The sequence below is a fragment of the Clostridiales bacterium genome, assembly GCA_014799665.1.
In the GTDB taxonomy this organism is placed as follows: Bacteria; Bacillota; Clostridia; order Christensenellales; family Pumilibacteraceae; genus Anaerocaecibacter.
Genome location: JAAVHP010000004.1, coordinates 133,950 through 159,062 on the forward strand (window position 1 = coordinate 133,950; position 25,113 = coordinate 159,062).

The window sequence follows — 25,113 nt, forward strand, 5'->3', positions numbered from 1 at the left end:
GTCCTTTTGTTTATTGCTGTAATACACTAAATAGTAGTTAACATTGTTAAATACCGTTGTTTAGCATCAACGAAATGGAGCAAATTTGACAACCGTTGCCCCGCCAAGAGCACCCAATTTGAACCCAAGAGGAACAAATTGAGTGCTTTTTCTATTTTCGTGATATTCACGGAGTTCGTTTAAGTCGCATTCATCTAACTTAACCTTCGTCGGCGTATTCGGAGAAGTATTGTAGAAGATATAAACGCAATCGTCGAATAACACCACGCGATATATGAACGAGTTGGAAACTCGTTCTTTTCTTCGCCGTTTTCGTATTTCTTACAAGCAAAGTAATTAAAAAAGGATTTTACTTTTCATATTCAAGTGGTTGTATCTGGCGTGTTTTTTCTACTGCGACCTTTTTTCCATTTCAGTCGTTTTTCTGTTCCGATCCAAGTAATAATTTTGGTGGAATTCGTAACTATACATATGTAATTTTTTCTCGTTTGTCTGTAATTTAGTTGACAAACTTGTTTTATAGTGTTATACTTGTGCAAATATATAACTTGTATGACAAGGGCGTCGAAAGATTTTTTCGGGCGCCCTTTTGTTAATTTAGTATATATTTAGGAAGGAGATATATAATGAAAAAGAAGTTTTTATCCGTTTTGGCGGTGGCGGCTGTGTCCGCCGTAGCGCTTGTCGGGTGCGGCGGTGACGACCACACGCACGACTACAAGTGGAAGTTCGAAGGCGACAAGCACTGGCAGGAGTGCGAGTGCGGTGAGAAGACCGGCGAAGCCGCGCACGTAGACGAAAAAGTGAACGCTACGGGCGAAGCGGGCAAAGACGAGCTTTGCGACGTTTGCGGTGCCAATCTTCACGCGCACGTTTATCAGTGGAATTCAACCGCATTGGTGCACTGGCAGGAATGCGAGTGCGGCGACAAAACCGCAGAAGCCGCGCACGTAGACGAAAAGAATAACGAAACGGGCGCAGAGAGCGCCGACGAAAAATGCGACGTATGCGGCCGCGGATTTTATGCCGTAACGTTTAACTTGGACGGACACGGCACTGTCGCCACGCAGTACATAGGCAAGGACGGCAAAGTTGTTCAGCCCGAAACGCCTGCCGACGACGACTCGTACAAGTTTAAGGGCTGGTACAAGGACGCCGCGCACCAAACTGCGTTCGACTTCGCTACCGATACGATCACGTCGGCTACCGAGATTTACGCATGGTTTGAAGACGATACCACTCCCGGCGCGAGCAAGAAATACGCATACAAGCTTGAGCTTGACTTAGGCAACGCGCAAAAAGCCAAAAAGGACGAAGTAGTATACTATTCATTCAAGGCTCCCGCCGACGGCAGATACACGTTATCGCTCGGCATGGGAACAAACAACGAAAACGCTACGTTTACCACGACCAAAACGGGCGAAACCGTATACGGCAAGGATTGCGATCTTGCCGAAATAACCGTCGATATCGATAAGAACGAAACGGTATATATTTTGTTCACGTTCTTAGGCGAAGAGGGCGACGACGTTTCCGTCAGCCCCATCGTTACCGAGGTTACAAACGAGCCTATGCCCGCCGATTACTTCCTTAAAGGCGAGTATTACAACGTCACCAACGAGCTTGAAATTACCAACAGAACGGACGCCGAGCATCAGACCTTGACGTTTAACGGTGCGTCGTATACGTTCCGTTATATCGGCGGCAAGTACGATAGGATTTATTTTGTGCAATCTACTGCCGAACAGGGCAACGTAACGTACTATCTCAGCTATTCAAACGGTACGTATAAATTAACCAACGACAGCAACGGTTCGTCGGCTTCTACTCTGTGGTTCGGCGAGGAGCAGGATCCCGTAGATCTCAGTGACATCGTGGGCTACTACGAACCCGTAAGCACGAGCGGCGGAAGCACGAGCGGAGAGGGCGAGGGAACTTTGACTCCCAGACCGTCCGAGTCCGATAGAGACACATCTAGTGCAAAAAGCGGAATAATCGGCATATATATTTACGACAACACGCTCACGAACGCAACGACGGTGCGATACGTAACAAGGACGGTGGACGGGTCTAGGATAACTATTGCTTACAGCGATTTGATTTCCGCTACGTACGATACCGCAAAGAATAAACTCTCTTTCGATCAATATGTTGCAAGGCCTAAGCTCAACGCAAGCGGAGAGATCGAAGCCATCGTCGTTAACGGAGTCGAATTCGTGTGCAAGGGCGAAGCGGGAGTCGTTCCGCCCGAAAATCTCGGTTTGGAAACCGCGGAGTACATCGGCACAACATACGCTATAAGAACTACGTCTTACTCGCAGTATTTTGGCGCTACGGGAGCCGACGCCATATACGTAATGGGCTATGATGATACTTCGAGTGTGTATACCGTGCACGTAGTCGCCGGAAGCACGATCGTGGAATATAAGCTCACCATTGCGGAAGATAAAAAGACGATTTCGCTTTACGAAAAGGACGGCACGACGCTTCTCGACACGCTTACTAAGTTCGAGTGGGTCTTTACCGATTTGCCTACCGTAGAAATTACCGCAGACCTTACCGCAAACGACTTCCAAAAAGGACTTCGTTTGTACAAAGTGCAGGAGGCCGGCTGGTATTCGTTCACTATTCCGGAAAACGCAAAGGGTTGGAAAAATCTCAACCCTAACGATTATACCGACTTTGAAAACGCAGTCGAAATAAAAACCGGCGCGGTCATGTACTTGAACGCCGACGAGCTTATAGCCGTATATATGGAAACTCCCGCCGCAGTGTCTGTTTCAGTCGCTCGACCCGAGGCCCCTGTCGGCACATCCGAGTCCAATCCCAAAGCACTCGAAAACGGTGCGGCTACGTTGGATGCGTTTGACCTTCCTGCTTATTATTTCACGTACACGGCGCCGTCGGCGGGTGATTACCTGGTGAATGTATTGGTTGACGGATACAACGTATTTGTGTTGTATAATGTTAACGGAACTCCATACGGATACGGCGGCGCTATTGAAGGTTGGTATGGCGGGGTAACGTACAGTAATCCGTACGCGGCTATAACGGTAGAAGATAACTTAACGCTTAATATCCAAGTTGTCGGTCAAGACGGTTGGCAAAAAGTTACTGTCTCCGTTTCCGAAGATTATTCTGCGAGCGCAACCGATTTGACTCTTACAGGCACGCCCGCAGATAACAGCTTGACTGCTACCGCAACGGCGGCAACGGGCGCAAGCTACCACATTGCTTCCACCAAGGGTGAAAGCGTTACCGTAACCGGCAGCGCGGCGTTCACCGTAAAGGTACAGGGCGGAGACGTTGTTACGGCGGAGCAAAGCGGGGAAAGCTTTACCGCTACGATACCCGCAGGTAAAGATGTTTACTTCAAGCTCGAGTCGGCTACTCAGCAAACCCTTACGCTTAGTCAAACGTTTGCAAAGGGTACCGAGGGTTATCCGGAAGAAGTTAATGTTACCGGCGACACTGCAACTATAACATTGCGCGCGTCCGTCGAAACCGAAGAAGGCTTCGAAATTGTGCGCGGATATTACAAGGTTACCGCCGGTTCATATTCCGTATCCGCTCCCGTAAGCGTTGACGGCGTTTACGTCGGCATATATGTGAACGGCGTCCAAGTGTTTACCGAATCGTTAACCTTAAAGGACGGCGACGTGTTGTGCATCGAGCATGACGACGACGCAGGATTAACGGTTACGCTTACTAAGTTGAACTATTTATTTACCGAAGAGCAGGCGGGTACATACAAAGGTACAGGCGCTGTTTGGGGCGATCCCGAGGCCGTTACGCTGACTTTCGACCGTTTCGGTAACGGTACGATTACGGTGGCAAGTATGGATGGCGGCACTCCGTTCCCTATCGAAATCAAGCTTGTCGGCGGCGTATACAGGTTTACCTATAATGAGGAATATTCCGCTACAATCTCTTTTGAGGGCGGTAACATCCTGTTCAACGATAGTGCGCAGCTATGGTTTGACGAAGCTTTCACTATGAAAAAACCTATCGACGGCAGGTATACCGGATTAGTCGCGGAGTATGATTCCGAAATAATAATCGAAGCCGATGGGACAACGGTAACCTATATCAGCGCCGACGAAACAATGGCAAATAAGGTGACTCTTACTTATAACGCTGCCACGGGTACGTATTCGTTTACGTATTATATGGGCACTGTCACGCTGGCAATCTCGGGCAATACAATCGAAGTAGATGACGCGGGCTTGACCGGCACTCTTACCAAGCAGGCATAGGAATGAATAATCCTTTACGAAAAACTACAATTCAATAAAAACGGCTTAGGCTACCTCGATTTTTTCGGGGTAGCCATACGGCTATAAAGAGATAAAAGATAAAAACATGTTTTTCGCGAATAGCGGCGCACAAAATACAAGGAGCAAAATGAACGAAAGCTTCGACAAGTTCAAAAAAAGGATATGGCTTGGCATAATCGTCAAATGTGTTTTGGCGGCGCTTTGCTGTGCTTTTTTGATCGTCAATATCGTTCTTTTTTCCTGCCTTTTGAACGGTGTGCATTTGTTATGGGTATGGTATTTACTTATTGCGCTTGCAGGTTTTGCCGTGGGCGGTGGCGTGGCTTTTTTGTGCTTTCGCACCGACGACGGCAAAATAGCCAAGCGTTTGGACGCAGAGCTATCTTTGTCCGAGCGCGTGCAAACGGCGTATGTGTACCGCGACAGCGGCGGTGTAATGTTGGACTTACAGCGCTCCGACGCGGAAACGGCGCTGTCTAATACTCCAAACAAGCTAGGCTTCGGCAATTTTATAGTGACAATAATACTCGCCGTGGCGCTTGCAATCGGCGTGGGTGCGTTGCCCGTTATAGCGGTGTATGCCGATACTTCTAAAAACACGCCGAGTGGAACTGTACCGCCCAAAGACCCGCCGCGCGATGTCACCGATTGGGAGTGGCAAGCGCTTGACGAGCTTATAGAATATGTGCGTTCGTCTAAAAAGGCGGACGAGGCGGCAAAGTCGGGCATGGTTACCGCACTTACGGGCTTACGCAACATTTTGCTCGGCGGCGTGTCGCAAAACAGTCTTACTGTGTTTGTTCGCAACACCGTTACCGAAATCCGCAACGCCGTGACGGCGGCTAACGAGCATGACGGCGTAACTGACGAGCAAAAGCAAAACAATAGCGACGAAGAAGAGTATGTAATTAACAGGCTCAACGAGATATTCGGACTTTCACAGAGCGGCGGAAGCGATCCGTCGGGCGGCGGTGAACAAAATCCGGAGCAGCCCGTTTCGCCGGGTAACAACACGGGCACGGGCGAGCTTATTATAAACGGCTTGCCGTTTTTCGATCCCGAACTCGGTTACGTGTCGAGCGGCGATACAGAAACGCGCGACAAATATTACGCAATCATTCAGCAGGCTATGCTGGAAGGAACAATATCCCGCAGTGAGTGGGAGCTTATAGTTGCTAAATACTTTTCCGATTTTAAGGAGAGCGAAAATAATGAAGAAAACTAAAAAAGTCGATTTGCAAGCTACGGAAGCGGCGGAAACGGAATTAACGCACGTTAAAGCCGAACCCACGCCGCAGGCGGAACAAACAGCACCCGCGGCCAAAGCGCAGGTAGAAAATTTCAGCCGCTTAGTCGAGCTTATTAAGCAAGAGCTTAAAAAGGACTTGGTCGGTCAAGAAGAAATTGTAAACAACGTTATTGTTGCGATTATCGCCGGAGGCAACGTGTTGCTTGAAGGCGTGCCGGGCGTCGGCAAAACGCGCTTGGTGCGATCGCTCGGCAGGGTATTGGAACTGCCGTTTTCTCGCATACAGTTTACGCCAGACCTTATGCCGTCCGACGTTACCGGAACTAACGTGATAGAAAAGGGCGAGGACGGAAAAATGCACACGCTGTTCCGTCGCGGGCCTATATTTGCCAATCTTGTTTTGGCGGACGAAATCAACCGCGCCACGCCCAAAACGCAGTCCGCCATGCTCGAGGTCATGCAGGAACATAAAGTTACCGTCGCCAACACGACGTATGCCATTGACGAGCCGTTCTTTGTTCTCGCCACGCAAAACCCCATCGAGCAGGACGGCACATATCCGCTGCCCGAGGCGCAGATGGATCGCTTTATGTTCAAGCTGCTCGTCGGCTTCCCGTCGATAAAGGAACTTGCCGATATAATCAACATGACGCAGGTTACTATGGACGAAACGGCGTGCGCGGTCGTAAACGGCAAGACAATTCTCGAAATGCGCGCGCTTGCTAAAAGTGTGCCCGTCACGCCCGACGTACTCGATTACGCAATGTGTTTGGTATCCAACACTCATCCCGAGCTTGAAAGCAGCGGCGAGGTGGCCAAAAAGTACGTCAAGTACGGATGTTCGCCGCGAGCGGGGCAGGCGCTCATTACAGCCGCCAAGGTGCGAGCGCTTATCGAGGGGCGCTACAACGTTGCGTACGAGGATATAGACGCACTGGCGTACCCCGTGCTTCGCCACAGAATAAAGGTCAACTACACCGCACTCAACGAGCGGCTTTCCGTCGACGATATTATAGGCAAGCTTATACAGGAAAATAAAAAGTAATCTGGAATTAAGGATTATTCGAAGGATATTACAATGCACGAATTGGTGATCAACGAAGCGCTTTTGCAGCGGATAGAAACGTTGCATACCGTTTTGAAAAACAATATAGCCGGCATGTTCGGCGGCAATCACACAAGCAAGACGCTCGGTTCGTCTTGTGAGTATGTTGATTACCGTAATTACATGGCAGGCGACGATATCACCAAAATCGATTGGAATGCTTACGCGCGCAGTGAGGAGCTGTATCTCAAACTGTACCTCGACGAGCGACAGCTACATACAAGAATATACATCGACGTCAGTAGGTCTATGGATTTCGGAAGCGGAAAAAAGGCGCAGACCGCTTTGGAGCTTGCGGCGACTTTTGCGTATCTGGCTGTGTCCGAGCTGGATAAGGTGTCCGTTTACACCGTCAACGAAAGCAATGTGACCGAAGTGATCTCGGGCTTGTCCGGCAAGGAGCGGTACTATGCGGAAATAGGAAAGCTTAACGATATCGAGTTCGGCGGCGATTGCTTTTTGTCCGACGGCATTTTGCCCGCCGACGTTGGGTACGGCGACGGACTGAGTATTGTTATTTCCGATTTTCTTACCGACAACGATTACGAAAATGCGATTGATTACATGGTGGATAAAAAGCGCGACCTTTTGTGCGTGCAGGTGCTTTCCGCGGAGGAGCTTGATCCCAAGGTGCGCGGAAAAAACATTTTTTACGACAGCGAGAACGAGCGCAAAAGCTACCGCAAAAACATCAATAGGGATATTATCAGAGCGTACCGCGAAGCGGTGCGTTACGTCACCGAACGGCTTTTTAATTACTGTGCGGCGCGCGGCGCCGAGTACTTGCTCGTTCGGGACGATATGCAGTTAGAGCAAATATTCTTTGAAAAACTTACCGACGTGGGGGTGCTTAAATGAGATTTTACTATCCGCTCGGTCTGTTGGGACTTATCGGCATACCGATTATAATTATTATCTATATAATCAAATCCAAATACACCGAGCAAACCGTCGGCTCGACTTATCTTTGGGAACTTAGCGAAAAATTTCTTAAACGGCGCAAGCCCATATCCAAGCTGACCGGAATTATTACGTTGCTGTTGCAAATTTTTGCCGTGCTGTTTGTGTCTGTGGCTATAGCTCACCCGGTATTTACCGTGTCTGCGTCCGCTAAGGATATTGTGTTTATTGTCGACGCTTCGGCAAGCATGAATATTCGCAGCGGCGATACTTCGCGATTCGGTTTGGCGCAGCGGCGCATTAACGACATTATAGACGACGCGCAAAGCGGCAGCGGGTTTTCGCTCGTGCTGGTAAGCGATACCGTGGACACCGTGTTCGGCGGCGTCACCGACAAAGAGCAAGCCAAAATCTACGTCGGCGCACTCTCGTGCGGATGGACGAACGCAGACTGCACTTCCGCGCTTTCCGCCGCGCAGGCGTACTTCGACGACAACCGTTCGGCGGTCATGTATCTCGTAACCGACAAGGATTACGAGGTGAACGACAATCTTGCGCTCATTAACGTTTCGGGCGGAGAAAACAACTACGCGATTTACAGCTATGAACCCGTAGCGGATGCGGCGGGCATAGGGTATTCCGGACAGGTTATTTCATACGCAGGGGATGCGGAGCTTACCGTGCAAATGTGGATGACCGACAACGTGGGCGGCACTCCCGAACAGGTTGCCGAAACCACCGTTCATGCCGAAAGCGGCGTGCCTGCCGATTTCGTGCTTACAAGCACGGTAACAAGCAGTCCCGCGCTAATCAAGCTGTGCATAGCGGAGAGCGACGCGCTCGCCGAAGACAACAACGTAATTGTGTACGACGACGATTCCGTGCAAAACCGCAAGGCGCTTATGGTGAGCAATATCGCGGATGAAAACGACGACGCGGCGTATTTGCACCGCGCGATCCAGCACGCGGGCAAGGCCGATATAGACGTCGTAACGCCCGAAACCTACGAAAGGCTTGGCGCGGTCGGCTACGATTTGTATGTGTTCAACGGGTACGTGCCCAAGACGTTGCCTACACAAGCGGCGGTTTGGCTTATCGACGCGGTCGACGGAAGCGATATCGGCTCGGGTGTGAGCTACCGCGGACACACCACGCCGCGCGACGCGAACGGTTCGGGCAGCTATTATACGCCGCAGTACAACGACGGTACGTCCGCCGTAGAAAAAATGCTTACAAAGGATATCGTGGGGCGTATCCTTGCGGTGCGCACCTATGCGCAGTACGTAGTGCCGCGCAGTTTTACGTCCGTGCTCAATATAGACGGCGATGATATTGTGTTTGCCGGACTTAACCGAAACGGAGATCGGCAGGTCGTGTTTTCCTTCCGCATCAAGGATTCCGACCTCGGGCTTACCGACGATTTTCTCATCCTTGTGCGTAACCTTATGGACTATTCGTTCCCGACGGAGCTGGCGCAAACCGAATACGTTTGCGGCGACGTTATGGCGGTGGGCGTCGTGCCGGGTTGCGAGGGCATTGTCGTCACTTCGCCGTCGGGCAACAGCAACACGCTCGACACGCTCGATACCGACGTGTGCGAGGTTACTTTGCGCGAGGCGGGTACGTATATGCTGACCGTCAAAATGCGCGGCAAGGGCGAAAAGCATTTGTATGCTTACGCAGCCGTTCCGCAATCAGAAAGCGGTGGAGAAAACGGCGGCGCCATGCTCATTGCAGGCGAGCGCGAATATAACTATTCGGACGGGTTTTACGATAACCTGCTTGTATTTTTCATTTTGATAGCGATGATAGTGCTTGCGGATTGGGGGGTGTATTGTTATGAGCAATATCAACTTCGATAATCCGTGGCAATTGCTGCTTATTATTCCGCTGTTTGCGGTGGCTATCGTGCCGTTCTGTATTGCCGTACGCAAGGACAACCGCAATGGACATAATATCACCGCGCTTGTTTTACACTTATTTATTTGCTTGTTTTTTACGCTTGCGATAAGCGGCATGTCGTACGAAAGCGTCGTCACGCAAACCGAAGTATACGTGCTTGCCGATATTTCGTACTCCGCCGAGCATAGCCTGGACGACGTTCAGCAAAAGCTTAACGAAGTGGCAGACAAGCTGCCCGAAAATTCCAAGATGGGCGTAGTTTGCTTTGGAAGGAACACGCAGCAGATTTCGGACATGGGTGGCGGTGTGCCCGACGTCAGATCGGCAACCAAGGTGGACAGAAGCGCGACCGATATAGGCGCGGCTATCCGCTATGCCGGTAATCTGTTTGACGACGCAGTTATCAAGCGCTTGATCGTTATTACCGACGGCGTGGAGACCGTCGCTTCCAACAATATAGTTAAGATAGTAAACACTCTGCAAAACGAAGGTGTGTATATCGACGCGGTGTATTTGGACGATAACCTTCCAGATGCCGTTTGCGAAGTGCAGATCGACGACGTGGATTTCACTCAAAACGCATATAAGGACAAGACGGAGAGCGTGCGAGTTATGGTGCGCGCCAATACGGGTGACTCTGACCGCACGGACGGGTACGTCAGTCTTTATCGCGGCGAGGAGCGGATCTCGCGCGTTACGGCAAGCTTTTACAGCGGCTTGAATATTGTTTCGTTACCCCTTCCCACCGACAGCGCGGGCACTTTCCGCTACGAAGTGCGGGTGGAAACCGCGGAATCGGCCGCGGACTATTCGACGTACAACAACAGTAATTATTTTACCCAGACCGTAACCGACAAGCGTGAAGTTCTGTTTGTAGGCGGATCGCAAGCCGATGTTGCGGCGGGGCGAAAAATTTACGGCGACGACGGCGTTACGTATATAACCGATGTTGACAAGCTTCCGCTCAGTGTGGAAGATATGTGCCGATACGATGAGATCGCACTCAGCAACTTCGACGTGCGAAAAGTGCAGTCCTGGCAAATGTTTTTGTCGTCGCTCGGCGCGCTCGTCAACGACTACGGCAAAACGCTTTCCACCTACGGCGACACATTTGTACAGGAAAACGATGGCACTTCCGAACCGCTTAATATGCTACAAAAGCTTTTGCCGTTCAATATAGGCAATCCCAATCAGGAATCGCGGCTGTTCGCGCTCGTGCTTGATATCTCCACAAGCATGAATTTCGAGAGCAGGCTAAACGTTGCCAAATCCGCGGCGGTCGGGCTTTTGCAGTCGCTCAATCCCACCGATACGGTGATGGTCGTCGGGTATTCGGGCGTGGTCAAGCTACTGCTCGATCCCACGTATCTGACAACCGTGGGCGTTATTGCGGACAAAATACAGAATTGCGAGGTGGAAAACGAAACCAACCTTTCCGCCGCGCTCAACCATACCTACGACTTGATGCCCAAGCGCTTTTACGACCGTCGCGTCATCGTCATTTCCGACGGCTTGATACCCAGGACGGACGAGCAAAACGCGGTGGACGCGGCAATCAAGATTTCGCGGGACGACATCGCGCTTTCGGCAATCACCGTGTATGCCAAGCCGGACGGACTTGCGCTGTTCGACTGTATTGTAAACAACCAATACGCCGCGTCTGGGGTATTTTTGCAAAACATTCAGCACGAGAGCGAAGTGGACATCGTTATAAGCGACCTGCGTGCCGACACGCGTGAAATCGTGATAGAAGGCGGTTCATACGACGTTACCGTCAGCCGTTCGAGCGACCCCGCAGTGACGGGAGTGAGCGCGGTAGAGGCGGTAAACGGGTTTTGGTACAACAGCGCAAAAAATACTGCGACGACCGTCATGACGGTCAAGTATTACCGCGACAGAGTAACGGCGTTTGACGTGCCGCTGTACATGTACTACAAGTACGGCAAGGGCAGGGTAGCTTCGTTTATGTCCAATATTTCGGGCGCATGGACGAGCGAATGGATAGACGGCTCGGGCGGCGCGGCGTTCCTCGGCAATCTCCCCGAGGCAAACCTGCCCGACGAGTGCATTGATTCGCCGTTCGTATTGGACGTAGAGGGTGCGGGCAGTTCTACGTCGGTGTACGTCACCGCTTCGGCGACGTTGCCCGACAGTACGGACTTTACGGTAGTGCTTACCGACCCCTACGGATTGGTAGATACAAAAACGCTTGTATTGCAATCGGGCAGGTATTGCGCCGACTTTGCCACCGACGCGCCGGGCACTTATTCCGTACGCATCGAATATGCGCAAGGCAATTTGCGGTACAGCACGGAAACCGAGTTTTCCGTTTCGTATTACGCGGAGTACGACAGCTTCGTCGGATATAACAAGGCGTGCTTGTATAGGCTTTTGTCCGAGAATGGACAAATACTCGATCTTGACAAAATCGAAACACTTGAAAACGTCAATTCCGAGTACACAACTTACGTGTTCAAGTTTACGCTTCTGCTTTTGGTAGCTTGCGTCGTATTGTTTGTGGTCGATATAATTATAAGACAATTAAAATGGAAGGACGTCACATCTTTCTTTAAAGGACTGTTTGGGAGGCGTAAGCATGAAAAATAAGCTTTTGGCGATATTGCTTGCTTGTGTATGCCTTGTGTTTTGCGGTACGGGTTGCGGCATGGGTACGTATTTGGAAAACGGCACTCAAAATCCGACGGTTAATGTAGGCGGCGGTGATAATCCTACGGAAGACCCCGACGATCCTAACAAGCCGACGGAAGAAAACCCGACGCATTATACCGTTACGGTGTTTTTGAAAAACAGTGTGTTCACGCCGAATGAAAATATGGATATCACGGTCGTGTGGCGCAACAAAAACAACGTTGTGCGCGTGCCGCTCGGTCTTGACGGCAAGGCGGACGCGGGCGAGCTGGACGGCACTTACAGCGTTTATCTGTCGGGCTTGCCGAGCGATTATACGTATAATCCAAACGGCTACACGGCGACAGCCGATGAGCGAAAAACGAGCATACTTCTTACCACGGTACGCAGTCCGGAAAGCGGCAACGGCAGTAATCTGTACGTAAACGGCGGATGCTATACCGTGCGCGACGACGGAACGTACCGCGTGACCGTCGAGCGCGACGGCGCATCGCTGTTTTACGAATACATGCCGCGTTCGGCAGGCGTGTATTCAATCGAGTCGTGGGTCAATATTTACGATGACGAAATAAATCCGCTGTTCCATTTGTACGGCGGCAGTACCGCTTTTAAGTGGTTTGTTCGCACGCTGGACGGCGGCGGCGCGGCGTCGGATGGCGGGTTTGCCAAAAACTTCCGCTACGAATTTTCGGTGTCTGCAACAGAAGTGGGCAACGTATGCACGTTTGCGGTGGGAGCGGACAGCAAGTCGCACGAATATCCCGTATACGTCGACTTTGCGATAACTTACTTGGGTGATTACATCAGCTCGTATGCCGATATAAGACCGCAGGCGGCAAAGCAGGCACGAGGCAAAACCCCGGAGCGTGAGGCAGGCGAGCAGTTTGTTTATGCCGATATGGGCACGTATCTTTACGACGCGAGCAATTTCAAGGTAAGCCCCAATACGGGAAGGTACCACGTGTATGACGCGGTTGAGTATGCCGACAACAGGTACGGCTACGGCGCGGGTTACGGTCCGATGCTTCTTTGCGATATTAGGGGTGCGCTTCCCGCATACGGAGTGGTGCCCTCGCTGTATGATGCGATTTCCGTCGGGCCAAACGGCAGTAACTATCTGATCCTGTACAATACATGGATAGAATCCGAGCAAAAGTTTGCCGCGTTCGACTATACCAACTTCATCCGCATCGACTATAACGCGGTGTGCAACAGCGAAGGCAAGTGTTACGTGACCGAGGAGCTAAGGACGTTCCTGCAAAAGTTCGCCGAAAATCATTCGCTGTACACCGACGGCGTGGGAGCGGGTATGGATACGCCCGAATACGCGGGGTATTCCGCCAATCAGGACGCGCTGTGGCTGTTTGCTTGCGGTTTTTACAAATAAATGTTAGAATAATACAGCTGACGCTCATGTTTAAAGGAGTTTTGTTAATATGAAAAAATCGATAAAGTATATTTTACTTATAACGGTAGCGACGTTGCTGTTTTGCGCAGTGTTCGGGCTTGTCGCATGCGGCGGCGACCAATCGAACATTACTGCGCTACGCATAGAAAACCCCAAAATAAATTTTATGTGCGGCGACGAGTTTGAAACAGGCGACGAGTTTAAGGTATACGCCGAGTATAAAGACGGCAGCGTTGCGGACGTTACCGACAAGATCACTATCAATCAGGAAAGCGGCATGGATATGTCGGTAGCGGGCGATTACCAAATAACGGTAATTTTCGAGGGCAAGCGCGAAATATATACTGTATACGTAAACGACAGTGATGATATTTTGCGCAAGATCGAGCTTGACACAGCCGCCGTAAAAACGCAGTACAGACTGGGCGACGAGGTGTCGCTTGACGGGCTTGCGCTCGACCTGACGTACGAAAATTCACGCGGCGCTATGTTCGTTGTGCAAACGACGTCGACGGACGGTTTGGACGTAGCCATCGTCGGCGAAAACGGCACGGTTATAGACAAGGTATTCACGGCGCTCGGAAAATTTACAGTAACCGTATCGCTCGGGAACGTAAAGGCGTCGTTCGACATGACGGTTGAAGACGTTAATATTTCGACGGTGCAGAGCGCGCTCGCCGTGGGCGGGTATTTCAGCCGTAACGTGGCTTCCGGCGAAATTTGGATGCAGGGCGCGCACCCGTTCTACGCCAAGGTAAAGGGTAGCGACGGTAAAGAAAAGGAATTGCTCCCGCCCCACACGCCGGTCACGACGTACAAGTACGACTACACGTTCGGCAACAGTTACACTTACTTTAAGGAGCGGTCTTACACTTTTGAGGCGGACGGGAACGAGACGACGGAGTATTTAGGCGACGTCGCCAAGGAAGTTGAGCTTTCGCCTATAGCGGAATACCATTGCAGTAACGACAGCAAGGGCTTTTTTGTTACTCAGCTTAACGACGAAGTTATCGTAACGAGCAACCGTAACGATCCGTCGATGATGAGCGGTGCGCCTGTATTTTTGTGGTACAACAGCCAGACCGAATACGGCGCGGAAAACATGCTTAACAACCTGTATAATCACGCGTTAAAGTGTAGCAATAACGACTTAAAGGAAACCGTCGATGAAGCCCAAAAAACGTACACGTTTACGTTTTCGGGTTTGGAACAGCGCGATAGAGTTTCGGACTATTACAAGACGACGGTCACGTTCAAGCTTGGCGACAGCTACGAAATAGCCTATGCGTTCGTCACGCAGGACTATTACGAGAACAACAGCAGTCTTGCCGAACAGGACGGCTACGTTCCTACGTTCACGACCGACGCGTCGGGCAAAACAACGCCGACCGGTGACTATTCGTATAGCACCATGATAACTGTTTCACAAACTACGGGCGAGCGCACGGAGACAAACGGCTACGATCGCGATATGTTCAAGATCAAATCGTACAAGCTAATGTATCAAGGAAAAGAGCTTGCGGAAAACGCCGAAATAGAGTGCAACGTAGGCAACATATATATGATCCAAATTACCGACGTTTTGCCGACTACCGCAAACATGACGATAGATATGATGATGTTTGACTATGAGGGAAATTACGGCGGTGCGGACGTTTGGATCAGCAACGAACATTTCACCTTGTTGCGCTCGGACAACGCAATCAGCATATCGGCAAAGCACGGCGGCACGTGGACTATTATTATCAAAACCGAAAATACCGAAAGAAGGCTTGTGCTGAATATTACGGGCTCCGCGCCCCAAAAGGAAATGCAACCTAAGCTATTAAACAATGTATCCGGCACTTTCTATGACGGCAACGAAAAAACCGTATCCATAGGCGGCGAGATTTATTTTTACGGTGCGGTAGAGCAGTATGCAAACCCGGCACAGACGGCCACGATCAATTCGGACAATGCCGAGTACGCCACTGTCACCAAGGCTAAAATCGGCGGCGTCGATTGCTGGAAATTTACCGCTACGCGTGAAGGCGAGTATCAAGTGACCGTAGTGTCCGACGTGGCCACACTCGTACGGTGCATATTCACGTTTACGGTCGGCGAAATCGATTTTGAGGAATTGCTCAGCGGCACGTACACGGCGCAGGATCGAGTGGGCGATATTTATACAGTAACGTTTACGCCTAATGGGAACGAAGTAATCGGTGGCACGGTAAGCATTACGCGCACGCCCACCGACGAAAACGACGATCCCATTACGGATCAAACCGTAATGCAAACGTTCACTTTCAGCGTGGAAGGCTTGAACGTTGTCGTGCCGCACGTGTCAGGCGACGTAATTTGGGTGGAATTCGCCATAGACGAAAACAACAATCTCGTGCTTATCGATCAGCGCGATAATCGATATGTGCTTACCCGCTCTTCTGCAAATACCTAATGTGAGCTTACAACAAACGCACATAACAAAGTATACCATTAGGCTTAGACTAAAATCATTATGCCGAAAACCTCATGGGTCACATACATAAAAAGTTCAAATTCGGATGATGACGTGCCGCCAATAAGAACTTAAAACGAATTATAAAGGAAGTTTTAGGTTCTTTAGTTTGTACAATAAGGTGCGAAAACAATTTATATTATTGTATTTTTAGCGTTGAACATAATTTTATTAGGAGAGAATGTATGGGATTAAAATATGATCAATTTTATTTTGAGAATAAAATTTACGATTATTTTGAGTTTTGGAAATTGTACGATAAGTTTGGGGAACAAATTTACGAAGCGTATAATGAAAAAATATATTGTCCGCTATGTTATACGGCTCCATTAACAATAGTGCGTAGGGGGAAACGGCATTTTCGCGTTTCCAAGAATAATATGCATTTTCATGCTTCGGATTGCTCATATAGATTAGATGAAGCGTCACGGAAGGAAACGCGGGATTTTTATAAAAGCGCAAAGGCTGATGATATAAAAAGGCGCTTACAAGCATGCATGGACTATTTAACAAAAAAGAGCGTGCAAAGTCGACATGATGAATTAGGTTCAGATGGAGAGTCGGATACTGGTCGATCATTTTTTACTATTAAAACTCAAAGCAAGAAAACAGTTCGTTTGCCACAGAAATTCTTACATCGCGGACTTTCCGAAGAAGATACGGGAATAGAAAAAATATTTTACGGAGAATGTCGATTGTATTGGATTAAAAAAGGAAAATACAATTATCTAAAAGTTTTAAACGAAGAATTAGTGGAATTGTGCAGTATTTATGTTTCAGAGAATGTTTTTTCTTATTTATCAAAAGACATTTCGGATATTAAATCAGATAAAGATAATGCAGAAAAATATTTTATTTGCTTTGTCACAGAATTGGAAGAAAAACAAAAATCCGAAAACAAGATTTATTACGATGGCGTATTACAGCATTCAAGCCATATTCTAATTAAGAAATGCGAAAATAATACACTCCGTATACCATTCCAATAATGAATCACAGTTAATCAACAGCTTTTTAAAACCCCAATAATATGTTTTGAATAGGTGTTGTCTGTTTGGCATTTTAGTTTTGTCGATCTATTAGTTCGTTGCGTGTGTACTCTTGCGCTGTGCGGCGATGCACTCGTTAAATATCAAGCACCGGACATAGAGCCACAGTCCTTTTATTTGCTTATGCACTTGAATTATATTTATTTTTATGGTATTATGAATTAAGATATAAATTTAGGATGTAATAAATGTTTCTTAGTAATTACACCAAAGAATATTTCAAAAATGTGTATTTTATTACAGGCTGCGCAATGGGTGGAAAAACCACGATTTCAAAAGCTATTGCGGAAAAATACGGGTTTATCAGATATGATGCCGATGCGGAATTCGATAAACATAAGAAACTATCCAATGCGTCTGAACAGCCCGCTATGAATAAGCAATTCAAAAACGCCGACGATTTTTTCTTGCGTGATATTGCTGAATACGTTCAATGGTTGAAAGATAACACCACAGAACAATTACCGTTTATTCTTAATGATATAATCAAACTTTCACAAAGCAACAAAGTAGTTTGCGATTTGCATTTGTCCGTAAATGAAGCTAAACAAATTGCCAATAATAATCAAATCGTTTTTCTGATTAGAGAAAACAATAACGATATTATCAATGATTATTGTCAAAGAGAAAGCCATAGCGACTTTAATGCTTTTATCAACTCCGCGACAAACCCTATTCACGCAAAACAAAACTGTAACGAAGTATTGCGCAAACTGAATACAGAGCAGTGTCACGATATAAAGACAAGTGATTTCTTTTGGATTGCAAGAAATAGTAAATCAACAGTTTCGGACACATTGAAAGCAGTAGAGAAACATTTTGGGCTTATCATTTAGCAATATTCGTTTTTCATGAACATAGTTTTTATGTGAATTTATACTTTGAGTATAATACGGTGTTTTCCATAATCGGATTGTTATTTACTAAGAAAGCAAGTATTTATTTAAGTATGTTATACATACCTATTGAGTTTAGAAAGAAGATATTTCCCGGAAGTGATTATATAGCAATCTTAAAAATCGAAATTATTTTTAGTAAATTGGAAAAATGTTTGACATTTTTCGTGTAGATGTATATAAAGTCGTTTACTTAACTCATTATTGTGTAAATGGGGTTTATTTATTGAATACTTGAATGAGCACCGATATTTACAGAAGCAGAATGGTATAAATTTTTCATCTGATGGCGATTGGGTGTTCAATATCAAGCTAGGAGATCAGTTAATAGGGTAGACAAGGCTAGGAAAATGCCAAATGAGCGACTAAATTGCAGAAAGAGTTTCAAATGTCAAACGATACACTACACGCTATACTATATCATTGACTTTGTCACAAGAAATATTTATGGATTAGACATATTAAATTATATTATGCGGTAAATGCTTTATCTAAATAAAATATGTCTTACAATAACTAACAATTATTTGGAGTTTGATATGGAAGTTTTATACGATAGACTGGGTTTTAATAGTATAGCAAATACGATTTGCAACACAACGGATAAAAAACAATTTATTATATTAGGTAAATACAAACAAGGTAAAACGACGCTGCTTAATGTAATACAAGAACAGCTTAAAATAACCTATCCACAAAAATATATTTTAAAATTATCAGTAAATCCAGATTCAATTTTAGGTGTAGCGGATTATGCGCCGTTTACGCAGTTTATTAAATATAATAAAAATATTTCACGTGAACAGACTTCGTTAGCCTCGGAAATCGTATTGAAAAACTCAAATAGATTTGCCAAAACATTCATCGAATTAATCAACATGCCGGATACATATCCGACAGTCTATAATAATACCGAGAAATCAATATTGGATGATCTAAAAAGGATATCGTCCGGGAATGGGGTTTTTATATGTGACGATGTTGACAAATGGGACTGGATGTCGAAAGCGCTTTTAAAAAAATTAATAACAGAAGTAGATTGTAATTGGATAAGTAATAGTACTTTTATTATAGCAGCTACCAACAAGGAAGATTCATATGATTTTTTAGACATAAATGAGCGTCGTGATAGACATTATGTATTTAGGTTAACAGATTTATCGGATGCAGATGTAAAGGAATACCTAGAAAGAATAAACAGCCGCATAGATTACAAGGAGTTATATAGCATAACCGGGGGCAATTTCGGAGAAACCGTAGAGTTTGCCAAATATTTTAATCAGCCCAATAACAAAGTAATCTATAATAACATTCAGGAATATTTACAAGACAAAATAAATACCCAAATAGCTAACGACAATAATCAAAATGGGGTTGATATTGATTATGCAACAAATCAAACTGTAGAAATGATAAATTGCTCGTCTATTGTTGGGGAACGCTTCCAACGTGCATTATTGAAAGAGTTAATAGAAGAAGAAAATTCATTTAATAATTTAGTATCCTATACGCTAAAAAGTGGAATATATGGTCAAAAAAGAACAGAATTATATTTTTCATATAATCATATTTATAGAAGACTGAATGAATATAATCAAAATTGCATACGTTACCATAATATGTTTTCAAAAGCGTTACAAAAGATTACACCATCTAATTTTGCTATGCGGGCAAAGGAATTATTATTAACAGATTCTCAAGATGCCGCCGCCATTTTGTATTTTAATTATATTATAAATCGAATAAGAAAATATCGAAAATCCGTGAATATTGAATCGCAATATGTCCGATTGCTAAGCGAACAAGAATTATACCAACCTTTATTAAATATGATTAAAGCTTACGATTACTATTTTTCAGGAGATTATGATGCAGCAAGTAAAGTCCTGCCTAATCGTCAATTTATAGTAGAAATAGACTGTCAAATAGATTACTTACGCTGTTTGATTTTAGTTAATAAAGATATTGTGTCGTCAAACTATCGCGATGCGGCTAGTATATTAAATACATGGGCACAAAACCGTTACTTACAATCGTCGGAACCATTTATATGGATTCAGTTCGCCATTTTATACGACGAGATAATGAGTGAATTAGGTTGCGCTGCCCAATATAATGAAAAAATTCACTATACGTTTGCGACTTATTCTGCCGTAGATGTGGATTTTAGAATTGAATACTATGATTTTTTATCTAAAAACAACTACACATACGTTATAGATAATCAGTACGACCAAACTAAACAGGCGGTTGACTTCTTTGTAAATTGCGATTATATTCCCGGGAAATCACTGTGTCTTAGGGCATTAACCAATCATATTGGCAACGCTATCGTAATGGGCAAATATACGGAAGCATCTGATTTATCAAAAATGTGTTTTGACATAATTGATAAATATAACGAAACAAGGCATTTTTTGCCGGACGTAATTAACAATTACATAATATCAATAATTTTATCGAATTCGGCACAAGTCAGCAAATCGTTATTGCTTGATTTTATAAAGTGTTTTGAAGCTCTCATTAGCAATATTTCCTCTGATGAAATTTCCAGAATATTATTAAAAATAAATTATGGGCTTGTACTTTTTTTGGCAGATAAGGATAATTGCGCCTTGAAACTGTATAAAGAATTATTTGACTTAATTAAAAACGAATCCGGTATTGATGACTATTATAGATATTTCATCATAAATAATTATATGCTTTTATCAGGATATATTAATAAAAATTTAGATAGCGTGTCATTAGTATCACTTGAAAATCTTAACCCCTATCCAAGCAATGCTCAATTTTTTAAAAAGCACACTGAAATTGTTCAAGTACAAAAAAAATCGTTTTCGTCGAAGCAGGATTTATTTACGCAGATGGGTGACTGTATTTTAGGTAAAGCGTGGACTTTTTGGGGTAGACCGCTTCTTTTCACGGACATACAATATTGGTCTGATTGATCAGATAGCTTCCTAAGATTATTGCCAAAAGATCTTTCTCATTATAACCCAACGATTTAACGCTATGTAAGAAAGAACTTTCCCACCCAATAGTGGGATCGTTGTTAATATCAGTAATAAATGGATTACCGTTTTCGGTGATCCTAAAATCGATTCTAAAATGACCTTTAAGATCCAGAATATTAATTACCCTATTACATATCAAGTATAGTTTACTTGTTAATTCTGAGGCATCGTCAAAAGAGTAAACGCCATATCCGTCATCAAAAATTGTATCATAATCAAAAAAATAATCGCCGAGCAGTCTTTGACCATTTCTGCTTAAACCTACAGCCGGCAAAATAATAGTATCTGTACTATTACAAATGACGGGAACTTCAACTTCGTATCCGCTTATAAACTGTTGTCCAATTACCGGTTCATTATAAATGGACTGTAAGGTTTGTGCTTGTTGAGTCAGTAATTCAGAATCACATTTTATTAAGGAATTACGTGACAGTCCAATACTGGCGCATTCTTCATTCAATTTAAGTAAAATCGGGAAAACATTGGGATTAACGTTCCATCCATGATTAAAAAAGAAAGTTTTCGGTACGGGAATATTATTTTGTTCCAAAACGCAATACCAATTGTATTTATTCCCGACCTTCAAATTCGATGCGGCGTCTGAGCCGAAATGAAGCAATCCTACCGTGTCGCAAAAAGCCGGTAAAATAGCATCTTTTCCTTTTGCAATGCCTTGAGGACTTGTTTCAAAAACAGAATTGCAGTCCCAATTTTTGGAATACAATTTTTTAAAAAATAATTCGATATCACTAAAAAGCTCAACGTATATCTCGTTTTCGCGAAACAAACGAATAAGTTCATCAATATCCTTTCGTGACATGTAACTAGTTATGACAGAATTATGTTCATGCGGGAAATCTAAGCGTGTTTTGGTTTCATTTTGCACACTTGACACAAGTGCAACTTTTAATCTAGAAGAAAATTTGTGTGTTACTTGTATGTATTTATCTAATACTTTTTTTATTTCTTCCTTTTTCATTGCGTTAAACTCCAAATAATTGTTAGTTATTGTAATAATACCGAGTTTTAACTCAAGCGGGTCGGGGGAGGGTACAAGTTTGCAAAAATGGCGATGATTATCACATTGAGACCAATGCGGGAGTTGTTTTCATATAGATTGTTAGAATTTTTAACTAAAGAAACTATTGTCGAAATACTATGAATGATGATGAAAATGTGCTATAATGATTATGTTACTTTCTGTTTAAGGAGAAAAAATCAATGAATAGATTTGAGATTATTAATAAAATCGGAGACAAATATCGTATTGGAAATACGGAAACGGGCGAATTTAGTTATGTGCAGGCATTAAAATCTGTGGGCAAAGATATAAAGGACTATCAAAAAGCCACAACCGGCACGCAACATCAATTCCTTGATATTAGATTTGAAAATGAGCGGTTAGTTATCCTTGTGGAGTGCAAAAATAAATTTAGTAAATGGGATAAAAATAAAATTCAAGGACAATTGCAAGATTATGTACGATTCGAAAAAGCGTATTCGGAAAAGAAAATAGTCGCTATTCTTGCTGAAACCGATGGTGATGAAATCTGGGTTTGGTATGGACAATCTGTAATTATTGATGATGACCATAAAGCTAATGATGAAACTATACTGAGAACGTTTGCCGAATATGAAGATTTATGTTTTGGTAAGGTAAACGACAAAATTAAAGTTGTAGATTCTATTAAAACGCTGAATGAAAAGCTTCATTCTGATGGAATAAATGAAAAACTCCGTAGTCAATTTGTGGGTACTTGCCTTCTTGCACTGAAAAATGGGCTTGTTTATAAGGGTGTGAAGGAAACTATTGATCCAAGAACAGGCAAAAAAATAGCTCCCGAGAAAGTAGTTCTCAAGAGCATTAAAGATATTTTAGAGGGACTATTAACGCGAAGCGGTAGTTTGAACAAAGCCGGCAAGCTGGCTGTTTTGAATAGTAAAGTTCTCGATGATCAAGATGTTAAAAGTTTGACATATAAAGAGCTTGAGGATATTTTGCAGTTTATCGATGATAATGTAGTACCGTACATAAATGACAAAAGTACCGCCGGACAAGACTTACTAAACTTATTCTTTACAACGTTTAATAAATATGTCGGTAAATCCGATAAAAATCAAGCGTTTACTCCGGACCACATCTGTGACTTTATGAGCAAAGCCGTAGGTGTCAATAAAAAATCCAGGGTTTTAGATCCTTGTTGCGGAAGCGGAGCTTTTCTTGTGCGTGCGATGACAGATGCTATGGATGATTGCGATACCGAAGAAGAGCGCGAAGAAGTTAAGAAAAACCAGATTTTTGGAATTGAATATGAAGAAGGCGCGTTTGGTCTTTCTTCAACTAATATGCTTATTCACGGAGACGGGAATTCCAATGTTGTGCAAGATTCAATGTTTAAGCGCGGAAAGTGGATCGAAGAAAACAATATCAATATTGTTTTGATGAATCCTCCCTATAATGCCACAAAAAAATGTTGTAATCCCGAATATACTAAAAATTGGGCTGCTAAGAAAAAAGAAGACCCTTCTAAAGGTTTGCATTTTGTAGAATGGGTTGCCCGTCACGTGCCTTCGACTTGTAAAATGGCGGTCTTATTGCCTATGCAAGCGGCTATCGGTAACAGTGGCGATGTAAAAGAGTTCAAAAAGAAAATGTTAGATAATTACACCCTTGAAGCGGTATTTTCTTTGCCGACAGAGATGTTTTATCCCGGAGCTGCCGCCGTGGCGTGTTGTATGATATTCGATCTTTCTCAAAAACATGAAAAGGCGAATAAAGATACGTTCTTTGGATATTATCGAGACGATAAATTTATTAAAAGAAAAGGATTGGGTCGGGTTGAGAGAACAGATCTTGAAGGTAATAGCTTATGGGTGAAAACGAAAGAATTATGGTTAGATTTATATAAAAACAGGCGAGAAGTTCCCGGGCTATCGGTAATGCATCGAGTAACTTGGACTGATGAGTGGCTTGCAGAAGCATATATGGAAACAGACTATTCTACATTAGAAGAAGCAAATTTTCAAAAGACTTTGAATGATTATTTGTCATATCTTGTAAAAACAGGAGTTGTGAAAAATGATTGATACATCCAATTGGAAATTTTTCGATTTAATGGGTGAATTCGGTATATTCAATATAGAATCTTGCAAGTGTTGTAATGCGGGCGAGTTACTTGAAGAAGGTGATGATATAGAGTATATTGGAGCCAAAAAAGAAGATAATGGCGTAATGAGTCGTGTTAAATATAATCCTGAACTTGTCACAAAAGGTAATTGCATAATATTTATTTGTGACGGACAAGGGTCCGTCGGCTATTCGAATTATATTGATCATGACTTTATCGGTTCCACTACTTTAGCTGTCGGCTATAACAGCAACTTAAACGAAAAAACAGGTCTTTTTATTGTTACTATTCTTGATTTGGAACGTTATAGATATTCTTTTGGTAGAAAGTACAAACCAAATTTGTCTAGAACAAAAATTAAATTGCCTGCAACACCCGATGGTTCTCCGGATTGGAAGTATATGGAGAAATATATCGAATCTCTAGAATTCAACCCTATAACTACAACTATACAAAAACAACAAAATAAACCTTTAAAAACAACTCAATGGAAAAATTTTTATCTGCACCGCATTTTTGATACGATTATGGGTAATGGTATAGATGCAGTAGCGACAACAAACGATAACCCTAAATATAACTATATCGGGAGAAGTGCAAATAATAACGGAGTTGCCGGGTTTATCGATGAAATTGATGGAGAAACAGTTAATACGGCAGGAGCGCTTACTCTGTCTTTGGGAGGAAGCATAGGTTCATGTTTTGTACAAGACAAGCCGTTTTATACTGCACAAAATGTCGCCGTGTTACAAGAAAAAGTACCGTTATCTAAGCATACCAAGCTTTTTATTGCAACTCTTATACGAAATGAGTGCAAGATAAAATATCAGGCTTTCGGTCGTGAATTAAATGCTCATTTTAGAAAAGACTTTACAATAAAGTTGCCAATTAAGCAAGATGCTAATGGTATTATTATTGACGGTAAACACGAATTTTCCGATGAAGGATTTATTCCGGATTGGGAATGGATGGATCTATATATGAAATCACTACCTTTTAGTGATAGAATTTAATTACGTACCGAATGATATAAAAA

Annotated in this window: 14 protein-coding genes; 13 read left to right on the top strand and 1 reads right to left on the bottom strand. The window is 44.3% G+C overall.

Features of this window, described 5'->3' with window-relative positions:
• The first annotated feature begins 626 nt into the window (after positions 1-626).
• The 11 genes from HDT28_01335 to HDT28_01385 all read left to right on the top strand — a co-directional run bounded on the left by HDT28_01335 (position 627) and on the right by HDT28_01385 (position 20,883).
• Positions 627-4,256, top strand: a complete 3,630-nt coding sequence (locus tag HDT28_01335; GenBank protein ID MBD5131226.1) for an InlB B-repeat-containing protein — start codon at positions 627-629, stop codon at positions 4,254-4,256.
• A gap of 148 nt (positions 4,257-4,404) precedes the next feature.
• Positions 4,405-5,502 (top strand): hypothetical protein, encoded by a 1,098-nt coding sequence (locus HDT28_01340; GenBank protein ID MBD5131227.1) that lies wholly within the window; start codon positions 4,405-4,407, stop codon positions 5,500-5,502.
• On the top strand, positions 5,489-6,571 hold the full coding sequence (locus HDT28_01345; GenBank protein MBD5131228.1) for a MoxR family ATPase: 1,083 nt from the start codon (positions 5,489-5,491) through the stop codon (positions 6,569-6,571). Before HDT28_01340 ends, HDT28_01345 begins: the two co-directional genes overlap by 14 nt.
• A 33-nt stretch (positions 6,572-6,604) precedes the next feature.
• Positions 6,605-7,489, top strand: coding sequence for a DUF58 domain-containing protein (locus tag HDT28_01350; protein MBD5131229.1), 885 nt, complete (start codon positions 6,605-6,607; stop codon positions 7,487-7,489).
• The gene (locus HDT28_01355; GenBank protein ID MBD5131230.1) at positions 7,486-9,393 is read left to right on the top strand and encodes a VWA domain-containing protein; all 1,908 of its coding nucleotides are present in this window, start codon (positions 7,486-7,488) and stop codon (positions 9,391-9,393) included. Before HDT28_01350 ends, HDT28_01355 begins: the two co-directional genes overlap by 4 nt.
• A complete protein-coding gene (locus tag HDT28_01360) occupies positions 9,371-12,040 on the top strand; it encodes a VWA domain-containing protein (protein ID MBD5131231.1) in 2,670 nt (889 codons plus the stop codon). Before HDT28_01355 ends, HDT28_01360 begins: the two co-directional genes overlap by 23 nt.
• Positions 12,030-13,469, top strand: a complete 1,440-nt coding sequence (locus tag HDT28_01365) for a hypothetical protein (GenBank protein MBD5131232.1) — start codon at positions 12,030-12,032, stop codon at positions 13,467-13,469. The genes HDT28_01360 and HDT28_01365 overlap by 11 nt, the downstream gene beginning before the upstream one ends.
• A 49-nt stretch (positions 13,470-13,518) precedes the next feature.
• Positions 13,519-15,927, top strand: coding sequence for a hypothetical protein (locus HDT28_01370; protein MBD5131233.1), 2,409 nt, complete (start codon positions 13,519-13,521; stop codon positions 15,925-15,927).
• 245 nt (positions 15,928-16,172) lie between these two features.
• Complete coding sequence (locus HDT28_01375; GenBank protein MBD5131234.1) at positions 16,173-16,976, top strand: hypothetical protein; 804 nt, start codon at positions 16,173-16,175, stop codon at positions 16,974-16,976.
• Between the two features lie 248 nt (positions 16,977-17,224).
• Positions 17,225-17,872: a shikimate kinase gene (locus HDT28_01380; protein ID MBD5131235.1), complete on the top strand. Its 648-nt coding sequence runs from the start codon at positions 17,225-17,227 to the stop codon at positions 17,870-17,872.
• Positions 17,873-18,471: 599 nt separating this feature from the next.
• Positions 18,472-20,883: a hypothetical protein gene (locus HDT28_01385; protein MBD5131236.1), complete on the top strand. Its 2,412-nt coding sequence runs from the start codon at positions 18,472-18,474 to the stop codon at positions 20,881-20,883.
• Here HDT28_01385 and HDT28_01390 read toward each other — a convergent pair.
• On the bottom strand, positions 20,855-21,928 hold the full coding sequence (locus tag HDT28_01390) for a hypothetical protein (protein ID MBD5131237.1): 1,074 nt from the start codon (positions 21,926-21,928) through the stop codon (positions 20,855-20,857). The genes HDT28_01385 and HDT28_01390 overlap by 29 nt on opposite strands.
• A gap of 242 nt (positions 21,929-22,170) precedes the next feature.
• On the opposite strand from HDT28_01390, the gene HDT28_01395 reads away from it, so the two are divergent.
• Entirely contained in the window at positions 22,171-24,036 is a 1,866-nt protein-coding gene (locus HDT28_01395) for an N-6 DNA methylase (protein ID MBD5131238.1), read from the top strand.
• A complete protein-coding gene (locus tag HDT28_01400) occupies positions 24,029-25,090 on the top strand; it encodes a hypothetical protein (GenBank protein MBD5131239.1) in 1,062 nt (353 codons plus the stop codon). The genes HDT28_01395 and HDT28_01400 overlap by 8 nt, the downstream gene beginning before the upstream one ends.
• Positions 25,091-25,113 lie beyond the last annotated feature (23 nt).